At 41.8% G+C, this 13,359-nt stretch carries 12 protein-coding genes and 1 riboswitch; of the genes, 1 reads left to right on the forward strand and 11 read right to left on the reverse strand.

Annotated elements, in window-relative coordinates:
* Window positions 1-151: 151 nt before the first annotated feature.
* The 8 genes from BFU02S_RS10815 to BFU02S_RS16760 form a co-directional block, all read right to left on the reverse strand.
* The gene (locus BFU02S_RS10815) at window positions 152-4,459 is read right to left on the reverse strand and encodes a S8 family serine peptidase (RefSeq protein ID WP_066370333.1); all 4,308 of its coding nucleotides are present in this window, start codon (window positions 4,457-4,459) and stop codon (window positions 152-154) included.
* Between the two features lie 89 nt (window positions 4,460-4,548).
* The gene (locus tag BFU02S_RS10820) at window positions 4,549-4,815 is read right to left on the reverse strand and encodes a hypothetical protein (RefSeq protein WP_066370336.1); all 267 of its coding nucleotides are present in this window, start codon (window positions 4,813-4,815) and stop codon (window positions 4,549-4,551) included.
* 295 nt (window positions 4,816-5,110) lie between these two features.
* Window positions 5,111-5,713, reverse strand: a complete 603-nt coding sequence (locus tag BFU02S_RS10825; RefSeq protein WP_066370338.1) for a response regulator transcription factor — start codon at window positions 5,711-5,713, stop codon at window positions 5,111-5,113.
* Window positions 5,710-6,849 (reverse strand): sensor histidine kinase, encoded by a 1,140-nt coding sequence (locus BFU02S_RS10830; RefSeq protein WP_066370341.1) that lies wholly within the window; start codon window positions 6,847-6,849, stop codon window positions 5,710-5,712. The genes BFU02S_RS10825 and BFU02S_RS10830 overlap by 4 nt, the downstream gene beginning before the upstream one ends.
* A 7-nt stretch (window positions 6,850-6,856) precedes the next feature.
* Window positions 6,857-7,594 (reverse strand): ABC transporter permease, encoded by a 738-nt coding sequence (locus tag BFU02S_RS10835; RefSeq protein WP_066370343.1) that lies wholly within the window; start codon window positions 7,592-7,594, stop codon window positions 6,857-6,859.
* 1 nt (window position 7,595) lies between these two features.
* Window positions 7,596-8,498 carry an ABC transporter ATP-binding protein gene (locus tag BFU02S_RS10840; RefSeq protein ID WP_066370346.1) on the reverse strand — a complete coding sequence of 301 codons (903 nt, stop codon included), beginning with the start codon at window positions 8,496-8,498 and terminating at the stop codon, window positions 7,596-7,598.
* A gap of 374 nt (window positions 8,499-8,872) precedes the next feature.
* Window positions 8,873-9,007: a hypothetical protein gene (locus tag BFU02S_RS17510; protein ID WP_268872902.1), complete on the reverse strand. Its 135-nt coding sequence runs from the start codon at window positions 9,005-9,007 to the stop codon at window positions 8,873-8,875.
* 455 nt (window positions 9,008-9,462) lie between these two features.
* Entirely contained in the window at window positions 9,463-9,627 is a 165-nt protein-coding gene (locus BFU02S_RS16760; protein WP_157075905.1) for a hypothetical protein, read from the reverse strand.
* A gap of 49 nt (window positions 9,628-9,676) precedes the next feature.
* A riboswitch (cyclic di-GMP riboswitch) is annotated at window positions 9,677-9,764 on the reverse strand.
* A gap of 169 nt (window positions 9,765-9,933) precedes the next feature.
* Here BFU02S_RS16760 and BFU02S_RS10845 point away from each other — a divergent pair.
* Window positions 9,934-10,701, forward strand: a complete 768-nt coding sequence (locus tag BFU02S_RS10845) for a M15 family metallopeptidase (protein ID WP_084361079.1) — start codon at window positions 9,934-9,936, stop codon at window positions 10,699-10,701.
* Between the two features lie 49 nt (window positions 10,702-10,750).
* Here the strand turns inward: BFU02S_RS10845 and BFU02S_RS10850 are convergent, their stop codons facing one another.
* The 3 genes from BFU02S_RS10850 to gloA2 all read right to left on the reverse strand — a co-directional run bounded on the left by BFU02S_RS10850 (window position 10,751) and on the right by gloA2 (window position 13,335).
* Complete coding sequence (locus BFU02S_RS10850; protein WP_066370348.1) at window positions 10,751-11,932, reverse strand: toxic anion resistance protein; 1,182 nt, start codon at window positions 11,930-11,932, stop codon at window positions 10,751-10,753.
* Window positions 11,929-12,585 (reverse strand): 5-bromo-4-chloroindolyl phosphate hydrolysis family protein, encoded by a 657-nt coding sequence (locus tag BFU02S_RS10855; protein ID WP_066370350.1) that lies wholly within the window; start codon window positions 12,583-12,585, stop codon window positions 11,929-11,931. The genes BFU02S_RS10850 and BFU02S_RS10855 overlap by 4 nt, the downstream gene beginning before the upstream one ends.
* A gap of 363 nt (window positions 12,586-12,948) precedes the next feature.
* Window positions 12,949-13,335 (reverse strand): SMU1112c/YaeR family gloxylase I-like metalloprotein, encoded by a 387-nt coding sequence (gloA2, locus tag BFU02S_RS10860; RefSeq protein ID WP_066370353.1) that lies wholly within the window; start codon window positions 13,333-13,335, stop codon window positions 12,949-12,951.
* Window positions 13,336-13,359: the final 24 nt, after the last annotated feature.

The following is a 13,359-nucleotide window of genomic DNA, read 5'->3' on the forward strand; positions in this document are numbered from 1 at the left end:
TCATCAGAAGCGCTAGCTTTCTGTAACCAATGAGAGAAGGCTGCTTTTTAGCCTTCTTGAGGACCCTTTTGTGACCTCGAGCCGCTGGTGCCTGGAGCTAGACAAAATAAAGACAGACAGATGAGATATCTGTCCGTCTTAAGAGTGGCTTTTACTTGATCCATGCTCCATCCTTACCAAGCTTATAGCCGTTTATCGTCGTATTTACAGCCATTTCACCCGAGTTTTTAAAGTAATACCATTTGCCGCTAATTTGTTTCCAGCCGGTTGCCATGTCACCGCTATTGTTAAGGTAGTACCATTTGCCACCAACAAATTTCCAGCCGACAGCCATGTCTCCGCTGCTATTGAGATAGTACCATTTGCCGCTGTCTTGGATCCAGCCGGTCTGCATCACACCATTTTTGTCAAGGAAATACCACTTCTGACCGTCTTTCACCCAGCCCGTTACTTTTGAACCACTTGCGCTAAAGTAGTACCATTTCCCGTCTACTTTGGCCCAGCCGACTGCCATTGCCCCTGATGGGGTTAAATAATAACTGTTTTTGCCATCATTTAACCAGCCTGTCTGCATCTTGCCATCCTGGTTAAAGAAATACCATTTGGAAGCTTGATACATCCAGCCAGTTTCCAATCTTCCATCTTTGTCGGCATAATACCAGTTGCCGCCAACCTGTTTCCAGCCATTCCTTAACAAGCCGGACGTGGCATCGAAATAAGCGGAATAGCCCCCGATAATAGTTTGAATTCCTGTTTGGGCTACACCATTTTCATCGAAGTAATAATAGTTTTTGCTTTCCGGTACATAGGTATAGTCTGTTGCCATCATTCCACTTTTGTCAAAGTAGTAGCGTTTTCCGTCTAGTTCCAGCCAGCCGGTATGCATGGAACCGTCCTTATCGAAGTAATACTTGATGATAGAGTCTTCTTCATTGTTCTTTTCTTCAAACCAGCCGGTATGTTTCGTACCGTCTTGATCATAGTAATACCATTTATCGCCATCTTGTACCCAGCCTGTTGGGTCGGCACGGTTAATGACAACCTCTTTGTCAGTCTCGTTTCCTGCGATATCATAAAGTTTTAATGTGACATGATTCTCGCCAAGATTTAATGGAACTTTGACCGGAACGGTTGCATCTGCCGGAGTTGGAATATCACTTTCACTCTTGAACGATTGATGGTAGACGTTATTATCCCCTACGAAGAAATCGAGATAATTGAAGTTATCATGAAGTCTCACATTTAGAGTAACTTCGTCGACTTTTTTATCTACCCTTTTAGGTGCGTCAACATCAATGGTGCCTTTTGTTGTATCGACAATGACCGTACGAACAATGGAATAGGTTTTGTTGGCATTGTCTGTTGCTTCTACTTTAATTCCATACATGCCGTCCTTATCAAATTTGACTGTGGTTGAGAAATTAAAATGGCCTGTTTTCGGATCTTTCGTTACTGGAACTTCCTGTCCATTTACTTTAAAGGATTTTAAACCGATATCTTCCGTTACATACCCTTTCACTGGAACCTCTGGTGTTTTAAATGTTCCATATGGTTGAGGAGTATCCTTATCAACAAAAACGATCGGCGTATCGACATCGCCTATTGCTGCTGTATCTTGACCATAGTTATGTGCATAGTCCTGTGCCACTACTTCGACAACGGCTTTTTCCGGAGGATTTGGAATGGCATAGGAAGTGGCGGTACCATCTGCCGTACCAATCAGTTTGCCGTCAACATAAATGCCATACAATTCAACACCAGAACCAGTCTCGGTTGTTTTCCATGTAACCGCACCTTTTTTAGGATCGTAGGTGGCTTCCACTTTTGGTGGAGTCGTGTCAACTAAAACAGGAATTTTTTTCGATTGATAGTGTGCCCCGTTATAATCGACGACTGATTTGATTTCATAATAGTATAAACCATCTTTAACAGTTTTCCCGCCAACTGTACCATCCCATGTCCTATCCTTATTATAGGAATAGAATGATCCCTTACCGCTATCATAAAAGGTTTTCCGATCATCTGTTTCAAGTTTTACTTGGCGGAGCAGTTTTTGATTCGCATCCAAAATATTGAATTGAACTTCACGGGCATTACGTAAAAATGCCGGGAATGGATCAATCGTATCAGCATCTTTGTCTCCATTTGGCGAGATCGCCCAGAATGCTTTTTTAGGATCTTTATTCGGAACAGGTGCGGCAAAGTTATCATCCACCAGCATATCGTGAACCGGAACTTCTACTTTTTTGCCTGTTTCTTTATCGATATAATCAAACCTGCCTTGACCATCGAAGAAGCGGTCTTCTCCTAAATCCTTAAAGCCGTCAACAATAGATGGCCGATCCCATTTGCCATAGAATCCAACATACGGAACCGTCAAGTCGGGAGTACCATCGCCTTTCAGATTAACAGACCCTTCAACAAAAATATCTTCTTTTAAATCTGCAAACATCTTTTTATTATTTAGGTCATAGCCCGGAATTTTGGCATTGGATAAATCTACTTTTACTGTAAAGTCAACAGATTGGCCGGCAGGAACAGTGATGGAATCTGGTGCTATTACTTTGGCACCTTCCATGCTGCCCGATTCAAGGGCATTGTAGTCAGGACCGTTTTTTTGCTTTTGGAACATATCGGTTAATACTGATGCGTTTACCTTGTAGGTTGCATTTTTATCCGAAATATTTTTGGCCGTAAACGTCATCTCAAATTGCTTCGATTGAAAATCCTTTAATTCTACCTTCGGCTCACCCGTTGATTTGTTAACCACATACACCGGTGTTGTGACAGCAGAATGAATCTGCATCATTCCTGCTCCTTCGCGGCGCGGGGAGAACGGATTGCCATTGGTGTCATCGATCACTTTTGCAGTATTCATGAGCAAAATTTTCGCAAGATGGGTACGATCTTTAATAGAAAGAGTACTAAACCGCTTATCAGATTCCAGATATTGCTGGACTAACGCTGAGCCACCTGCAACGTGTGGAGCGGCCATTGACGTTCCGCTCATCACTTCATATTTATTGTTATTGACAGTGGAATAAATATTTCCGCCTGGTGCAGTGATTTCCGGCTTCATTTCCAAGTCTGGTGTTGTACCCCAGGAAGTGAAGTCCGTCATTCGCCCCATCTGTGGATCTTCTGATTTGTTTAACTGAGAAACATTTAGCGTTGTTTGTCCTGCAGCAATGGCAGCATTAAGGGCTTGTCCATCTGTTTTTGGAATCATCATGAATGGAATATCCCAGCCGCCTTGATTTTGATAGAAGTAACCATTGGTTGCATTCCAAACAATAATTCCGGCTGCGCCAGCTTGAGCTGCATATTTTGTCTTATCAGCGAATGTCAAAGAACCGCGCGGCACGACAACAACTTTCCCTTTCACATCAATGCCCTTATAATCATCGGGATTTCCTAATTTATCTCCCAGACTGACTAATTGAAGTTTGCCGCCATGATCTTTAACCATTTGGGTCCAGTCGTCAAGGCCATATCCAACGCTTGCAAAGGAAGAATTTCCGTCAAGTGTTATCTTGTGCTGATACCAATAGGCTTCATTGCCCGAAGCAGCTACGGAAATAGTATCCGGATTTAATCCAGGTGCTCCCACGACACCGATATCAGGGTTTTCAGCAAATGGATTATCCCAGCCATATCCAAGGGTCTGGGAATTACCAGCTGAGACGGCACAAACAATGCCATTCTCGGTTGCCCGTTTAATCGCCAGATCTTCGGCACTGTCTTTATCATAAAAGGCAGCGGTGGAACCGAGACTCATGTTCAAAACTTCTGCACCAAGTTTAATAGAGTCATCAATTGCGGCCAGATAAATATCCGAAGAAGTAGATTCATAATTCGGATCGTTACTGAACACCTTCATTGCCAGCACTTGAGCTTCTGGAGCAACTCCTTTAATACCGCCATTTGCCTCGTCCCCGTTTGCTGCTACAATTCCTGCGACATGCATACCATGCATGCTAGCATTAGGTGCGGAATCTACAATATTATCATTCTGGTCAAAATAGTTATAACCATATGGTACCTTGTCTGTATAGAATTTACCTTTCAATCCATCTTTTTGAACAAGTTGTCCAACCTTAACTTTGGTTAGTTCCTCTTTAGACGAATCTGTTATTTTAAAATCACGATGTGATGGGTCAATACCTGTATCAATAACCGCGACAACCATTCCTTCACCCTTAAATCCAGAATCCGTCCATGTATCGCGATTCTGAATGAACTTATAACTTGTCTTCATGTTTGGCGCTGTAATTGGGCGTTTATATTCGTTAGCAATATAAACCTTTTTCACCCCATCAATGGCTTCGATTTTAGAAATATCACCGAACGCCACATCGCCGCTGAAGCCGTTGAAAGCGGTTGTAAAATTCTGCTTAACCTTAAATCCGACGTCTTTGGATTTTATAATGTCTTTAACAGCCGATTGCTGGCTTACCACTTTTGAGTGTAGTGAATTTTTCTTGTCTTCTGATAATTGTTTGTATAATTTCCCTTGTTTCGTGGCGTATTCAACTGGTGTTTGTCCATTTAGTTCGACAATGACTCGGACTTTATCAGTTGCTTTGAATTTTGCTTTTGCACTATAAGCTGGGAATCTAGCGATTGAACAGATGATTTGGTTCCAAGCTTCTGTTCCTCAAACTGTTTTAACTGCTTTACCTTTGATTCTAAATCGCCAGGTTTGTATTGCGCAGCAGATACCGGTCCAATAAACGCTAGGTTTGATAGAACGAGCGCCGACGCCAACGCATATGCCGCTGCTTTCTTTGTCTTCTTGAGTTTCTTTTTACCCATTAACCTGTTTCCCCCCTAAAATTGTATGAGCTGCTGTTTCTATATTTTTTGGAATCCGCCCTAAATTTTTGTAAAATTGGCAACTCTGATAGTAATTTTAGTATTTTTTTCTAGAATTGGTCAATAGGTTATTTGAAAAATAGTATAAAATTTTCCCAATATTCGACACACATCGGTTCGAGAGGCTTTAGATCATACCAATGCTTTCCTGTCCAATTGTCCACGTAGGGCGGACAAATGTCCACGAAAGGTGTCAGGCACCATGTGAAGAATTCACATGGTGCCTGACACCTTTTTATATCCATCCCTTTTTTTCGGCGATGCTAGCGGCTTCGGTGCGGTTTTTGGCGCCGAGTTTGTGGATGATTTCGGAGATGTAGTTCCGGATGGTGCCGGATGAGAGGTAGAGTTCGGAGGTAATTTCTTTCGTGGTTTTTCCTAATGCTGCCAATCTGAGAATTTCTTGTTCTTTGGGTGTAAGCGGATTTACCTCACGAATGATGTCGAAGGTAAGGTCCGGGCTGAACACCCGCTTACCCGCCATCACCTTGCGAATGGTATCGGTTAGTTCATCAATTTCTCCGTCCTTCAGGAGGTAACCGTGAACACCAAGTTTAACTGCCCGTTCAAAATAGCCTGGCCGGGCAAATGTGGTGAGGATAATGATCTTACTCGGTATCGACCTTTGGACAAGTACTTCTGCCACCTCAAGACCGTTTAATGCCGGCATTTCAATATCCATTAAACAAACATCTGGCTGTAGTTTGAGAATAGCAGCCACCGCTTCTTCCCCGTTGGTTGCTTGACCAATTACCTTCATATCATCTTCCATATCAAGTAATGAACCGAGTGCTCCTAAGAGCATTCTCTGATCTTCGGCAATAAATAGACGAATCATCCCGCAGCCCCCTGTTTTTTGATAATCGGTACTTTCAATTCTAACACTGTCCCATTATGATTCATTAATGAACATGTGCCATCGATAAGTGCAAGCCTTTCTTCCATCCCCTTTAGTCCGTTTCCAAACTGTTTGCTTTTTACAACAGAATCCGGGATCCCCATTCCATCATCACGAATCACTATATTGATCTGATCTGCAGATTGTTGGATCGAAATCGAGCAGTGTGTGGCCCGGCTGTGTTTGACAACATTCGTGGCCGCCTCCCTTATGCACATGCTCAAAATATTTTGCGTAAACGGAGGAATCATTGAAAAATCTTCGGGACCATCATATTGATAGGTAATACCTGCAGCCCTTACGATTTGTTGCACTTGCAAAACCTCTTCGGCAATAGAGGCAGCCCTCATATCAGTCACAAGCTCACGAACCTGTTTCAGCGTTGATCTTGAGGTAATTTCCATCTCTTTTGCTTCCATACGGGCCCGTTCCGGATCAACTGCAATCAACCTTTGAACGAGTTGGCTTTTTAATGTCAAAAACGACAGCGTATGCCCAAGGGTATCATGGAGATCACGAGCAATCCGCAATCTCTCCTCACGCTTCACTAATTCTTCAATCTTCTGATTTGCCTGGGACAGCTGTCGCTCCAGTTCCATCCGGCGGTTCATCGAGCGGATGCCGAACGGCGAAAGCAGTATCATGATGAACGGGACAAAATAGGATAACTCCTCTTGAGTGAAAAACATTTTTGTACGAATTCCTGTAAAAATAAACGGAAGAATTTCTACAATTGCCAGGCTCATCAGGCCGCGGTAGAATTTTTGTTTTTCCCGGTACCAGCCGATAAAATTGGCCGTGAAAAATCCTAAAAAAATATAGTTTAATTGATATACTGTGCTGAAAATAAACACAATTCCAAGCTGCACTGCTAACCAGTAGGTAAATGTGCTTTTACCATAGGCAAAATAAAGCTGCCGATAGGTAATGAAAAAAAGCAGCGTCATTCCGTAGCCGATCACTTGCTTCATCCCTGTTTCATTCGTCAAATAGACGACGGGAAACAATAGATAAATCAAAAAGATATAGGGAAAAAGGCCAAATTTTCTTGGAAAAAGGCTGAATGACTTCTTCATGTACCGATCACACCGCTTCCTGCTTTCTTCTAATATACTTAGATAGTAGCATGAACAGTGCCGAATATGCGATTAAAATTAGGATATTGTTCCAATTTGGCGTTCCATCGTGGACGATTTCCCATGCTCCATTACCAAAGTTATAGGATGGCAGCCATTTTCCAATTGTTTGCATTGTTTTTGGCATGACCTCTAACGGTATCCACATGCCTCCTGCCACCGCCAGTACCATGTATAGGACGTTACTGACACCCGCTGCTGTTTCAACCTTTTTCATCAAACCAATTAACGTACCGAGCGCCAAGAATGGAAAAGAGCCAATCAAGATCCACAATCCGCTCAACAACCATTCTAAAGCTGTTAGTGAAACGCCATTGATCAGTGCTCCGGCAATGAAAATAATGGTAATCGAAAGAAGATGAATAAAGCTTTGCCCTGCCATTTGTGCTGCAAAATAGATACGATCGGAAAGCGGTGTGATACGGATGAATGCTGACCACCCCTGCGTGCGCTCCTGCACCATCCGAATTCCTAATGTCATAATGGATGACCCCATCACACTGAAGGCAGTCATTGACATTAAATAATGGGCCTGCCACGCAGTTTGATCCGACGCATGCGTATTGACCACATTCGTAAAAATATAATAAAGAAGAATCGGCATGAGTAGCGACCAGAATACAAAATAACGATTCCTAGTCACTCGTATGATTTCAGCCCTGCACTGCATTTGAAATGCTCTCATATTAAATCGCCTCCTTATTGCTGCTGGTCAGTTGCTGAAACGCATCATCCAGCTTGCCACGTTCCACAAGTATATCCCGCGCCCCAATTTTTTCTTGAAAAATGAACTCAAGAATGCGGTCTGTATGATCGGATTGTACATAGACCCGATTGTTTTTTCGGTAAATATCTTTGATTTCATCGTGGAGATATAATTTTTCCAATGAAACATCCGGATCGATGATAAAGGAAACAGTCTGTTTGGAAATACGCGCTTTAATTTCCTCAGGTGTGCCATCCGCTACGATTTTCCCTTCATTAAACAACAGAATTCTCCCAGCAGCATCATCAGCTTCTTGCAAATAGTGCGTAGAAAAAATGATCGACTTGCCTTGCGCTGCTAACATGCGGACTGTTTCCCAAAAACGGTTCCTTGAAGAAATATCCATACCGACCGTCGGCTCATCGAAAATAATTAGCTCAGGATTTCCTGCCAGCGCAAGGGCAAAGCTGAGGCGCCGCTTTTGGCCCCCTGATAATTTCTCCGCCCGTGTTATTAAATCTTGATCGGTCAGTCCTGTAAGGTTGATTAATTCATCAGTTGAAAGCGGCTGTGCATAATAACTTCGGATGAGCTCAAGGATTTCACGTACCTTTAACCCTGGTATTACACTAACTTCCTGCAGCATGGTGCCGATTCTTTCACGTACCTGTTTTTCATGCGGCTGCCGATTAAAGAGCAGCACTGCGCCATCTGTTGGCTTTATGAGCCCCAGGATCATCGAAATCGTCGTCGTTTTCCCCGCTCCATTCGGCCCGAGAATCGCCACCACCTCACCAGCTTTAAGCGAAAACGAAACATCATCCACCACTAACCTCTGATGAAACGACTTTGTCACATTCCTCAAACACACCACATCATTCATAAAACCAACACCTCCAGATATCTTACCTTGATTATACGAACCCGCAGCAGCAAAATTTAGTAAGCAATGTCACCATCTCAAGATGACAAAAGTCATCATTTCCCGTTCTTCCAAAATGTCCATCTGAGGTGGACATTTGTCCACGAGTGGTGTCAGGCACCACATTATTCACAAGATTTTTAAGATATCCACATATTTATCAACATATTTCCGTAAGTTATGCACAGTTTTGGTGGACTAAAAAAGGATAAAACGCTTACGTTTTATCCTTTTTCCACAGTATATACACAGTTTTTTGTGAGTTATTTACAATTTTACTGAAGTTATACACAGATTTAGTTCTATCGATAGGTTTTCTAATCTCTTTTATATTATTATTTTGCTTTCTTCGCTGATGTCCGCTTGGATTTATCCACAATTGCTTTCAGTTCACCTTCATCTCCCTTCGCATTCATGATTTCAAAAATTTGATTTAATCCTTCACTTATATTTTCCTTATTCTGCTTCAACTTCAACCCTCCATATTCTGTACATCATTTTTTAAAGCAATAATAGCGCAAGCGCCCTTGTTAGCCCACGACAGGTCTTGAGCTCTCCAACTGAGATAAAGGAACTACAGCGAGCGACTACCTGAAAAGCATAGCTTCTTTGAAAAAGCAGCTTGAAGCTTTGCGACGAGCTAAAACAGCAGCTTCCTCGAATACGCTCTGGCGTAGGAGCACGGAGTAAGTTGATGTTGACTCATTCTAGCGTAAAAGAGCGAAGACCATACGCCGCAAAAGTGCTTCTCGCTGATCAATTTGCGTAGTCAAAAATTCTTATGTTACACACAAAAAGTCGAGATGGGATGTCCCTCTCGACTATTTTTTGCCTCCGCTGTCGAAAACATTCTGATCCAATCAGACAGAGTTCTTCTTTTTTCACATCTATGTTTTGGTATTTTAGTAGAAATACTAAAACAGCATTATAATTTAAATCCCAGTTCTACCGCTTTGCTGTTATGATATAATGCTTTAATCTTTAACTTCATTCGTAATTCTTCACACAAGCAATTTTGCTGAAGCAGCTCGTTGAGGCGGCCTCGGAAAACATGATAATAATATTTACTTTTTAAAAAAATTTTAAACACATAAAACCCTCCTTCAGTTGTTTTGCCATAAATCGCAGGAGTCGTCGTGTTCGGTAACTGGCTGGCGTGATCTTAAAAAGACTATAGCCCCTATAGCTTTGCGTCACCACTTTTCAATGGTTTTGCCATTTCGTACGATTTATGTGTATATATCCAAAATATAGAAAAATAGTTCCGAAAGAAAGAGTCAAAAGACCTAGAAAGGACGTTAGTTTTTCTAGACATTCCTTTTTCCAAATGTTTTAAAGTTCTTAATTATGTCAAAGATGTTTAGGGAAGTTGAATTTTTTAAAAAGGATGTTTTTCATGTTAAAAATATCTTCAATCATGCTTTGTCTTTTTTTACTTTTTCCTATCACCGGTTGTTCCATGAAACAATATGTTGCTCCGGGCGATGAAAGTTCCCATGGTTTTACTCATATGAGTACACCTATTCGGAATACTTCTAAAAGTTCAGGCCAGCATGGGAATCCTATTCAAGTGGTCAACAATCCGGATAGTATCCCTGTACTTGTAAACAAGGAGAATAAATTGCCGGATGGTTACCAACCGAAAGATTTAGTGAATCCGAAAATACCGTTTGTCTTTGGCGGTGAATTAACTTCGAAACGAAAAATGCGGGCCCCGGCTGCCGCTGCCATTGAAAAATTATTTGCTGCTGCAAAACGGCAGGGCATCAGTCTGCTTGGGGTTTCCGCCTACCGATCCTATGATACACAAAAGGTTTTGTTTAATTATTACACTAAAAAAGATGGATACAAGGCGGCGCTTGCATACAGTGCCCTGCCCGGAACAAGCGAACACGAAACAGGGCTTGCAATCGATGTAACCGGAGGAAATGGGGAATGCGCCGCAGAGGACTGCTTTGCCAGGACAAAAGAGGCAAAATGGCTGCAAAAACATGCAGCCGACTACGGATTCATCATCCGCTATCCCAAAGGAAAAGAAACTATAACCGGCTACCAATACGAACCATGGCATCTGCGTTACGTCGGCAAAACCATCGCCCAAAAAATCATGAAAAGCGGTATCACCCTCGAAGAATATTATCACGCCATTCCAGTGAACAAATAACCCGTTGTCCACTGGAGGCGGACAAATGTCCACAGGTGGTGCCTGACACCTACTTCCCTTTGATTTCTATTAATTTTTGTTTTAGTTCGTTTTCCATGTTGAGTAGTTCTTGTTCGGCTACTCGTCGTTTGTGACGGCCTTCTTCTTGGATGCGTAATGTTTCTTCCAGGGTGGTGATGAGGCTTGCTTGGGTTTTCTTTAATGTTTCGATATCGACCAGGCCTCGCTCGTTTTCTTTTGCTGTCTCGATTGTATTTGTTTTTAGCATTTCGGCGTTTTTCAGGAGTAGTTCATTGGTAGTTCTGGAAACTTGCTTTTGTGCTTCTACTGCATGTCGCTGGCGAATCAGCGTTAAGGCAATCGCTACTTGGTTTTTCCATAGTGGTATGGCCGTCATGATGGATGACTGAATTTTCTCCACCAGTGCCTGATTGGTGTTTTGAATCAGCCGGATTTGCGGAGCACTTTGAATTGTAATTTCCCGGCTTAATTTTAAATCGTGCAGCCGCTTATCCAACCGATCGGCAAATTGAATCATGTCATTTACTTCTTGGAATTTCATTTGATCATTCGTTGCTTCCGCTTCTTTCTTTAAGGCAGGGATGATCTTTTCATGCATTTCTTCCAGCTTAAGTTCACCTGCAGCAATATAAATATTTAAAGCATGAAAATATTCCTTATTCGTTTCGTAGAGCTGTTCGAGCAATTTAATATCTGATAAAAGAACATTTTTACTGCGGTCAAGCTTCACACTGATTCGGTCAATTTGCGCACCAGTCTTTTGATATTTAGACAAAACCTCCTGCAGTGAGCTAGAAAATTTTCCGAAAAGACGCCCAAAAAAGGAAGATTTCCCCTCTTTCATCTCGTCCGGATTTACATCGTTCAGCCGCTTCATCAGATCACTGATAATTTCCCCGATTTCACCAACATCTTTGTTCTGTACATGCTCAAGCATCGTCTGTGAAAAGGACAGCAACTTACCTTGAGCCTGCGTCCCGTATTGAATCATCGCTTGATGGTTAGCCGGGTCAATTTGCTGGGCAAGCTGAAAGGCTTTAGCCCGATGTTCCTCTGGAAGAACATCAATAAGCTTGACCGGTTTGGCTTCATTTGGCTGGTTAACCGGACTGTTTGCCGGAACATTCAAGCCATCCCCAAATGGATCCGCTAAAATATCATCCAACAAGCCTCCGGATTTATTGTTTAAACTTGAATTGTTTTCATTCATTTTGACCACCTATTCTTATCAGGGAATTTCGACTCTTTTTTCATCTTAATTGAAGCTTTGGCAACATCGATTTCAAAATTTAACGTTTCAATATCATTGGAAACTACTTGATATAAATCTTCTTCCAATATCTTTGTCAGTTCGTTCAGTGTTTGTCGGGTTTCAAGAAGAGATTGATTCATCTCCAAATTTTTCTTCGGCTGTGAAGAGAGGAAATGATATTTTTCGGTAAGCTCAACAACTGAATCCAAATGGGAAAAATAAAACGGTTCCGCTTTGTAAAAACGCTTCGGTTCCTTTAAGGCCATCTTTTGGATTTTCTTTATGATTCTTAGTATATCGATCCGTTGCTTGAAGGATGAAAGATCCCGATTGGTAAACAGCGATTTATTTAAGCGGCGGATTTTTTTATTGGCTTCCTTTAGATTTTTTCTAATGTAGCGGTATTCTTTCAATGATAACTGATGTTTTTTTAAAAAGTATACATTCATAATGAGCGCCAAGATAAGATGTGCTGCGACTCCCCCGGCAATAGCATACCCAACCGATGCCAGGAAATGCTGATGAAAAAACACCAAAGCTATCAGTCCGGTGAACATCATCACGGGTACTGCTGCTAACGTCCGAATAATAAACGAAAAAATCGGGTTCATACGAATCGTCTCCTGATTTATATTCCTTGCTATACATACGAGAATGGCATATGAAATGTTTCAAAATCATGGGAAATCCACTTGAGGGGAAAATTTTATTACTATTTCCACAATACACGAAAAAACTCCTGTTTTCCATAGACCTCAAGCGGAAATAAAATAAGACTTGAGACGGATATTAGGGGATTTTGGATCATTCCATATTTTAAGAGAAACATAATCCATTCGCTGGATTGACTTGAAACCCGAAGCCCCTTTTGATTGACTCTGAAGATTTATGCCTAAATTTACAACAAAAGAGGTGCCAAAGCTGCACCTCTTTATTTTCACTGTTCACGTCTGCCATTTTTCTAATAAAAGTATTTATTTCTCATAAAGCTCGATTGGCAGCTTATCCGGATCTGGGAAAAAGGTAAATTTTTTACCTGTCACCGGGTCAATGCGGATCGGCTCTACATCTACTTGGCGCTGCCTCAAATAGGAGACTGCCTCCCCAATATCTTCTACTTCAAAAGCAAGATGCCTTAAACCTGCTGCTTCCGGATAACTTGGCCTTCCGGGGGGATTTGGAAAAGAAAATAATTCAATCTGGTATTGACCATTCACTTCCAAATCTAGTTTATAAGAATCCCGTTCCTCTCGATAAACCTCACTCAACGGCTGCAACCCTAAGATATTCACATAAAAATCCTTCGATTTTTCATAATCGGAACAAATTATCGCAACATGATGGATTCTCTTCAATTTCATCAAACGCCCCCCCTCCCTTCATAC

It is taken from the genome of Neobacillus fumarioli NBRC 102428 (assembly GCF_001591485.1).
GTDB classification, from domain to species: domain Bacteria; phylum Bacillota; class Bacilli; order Bacillales; family Cytobacillaceae; genus Neobacillus; species Neobacillus fumarioli.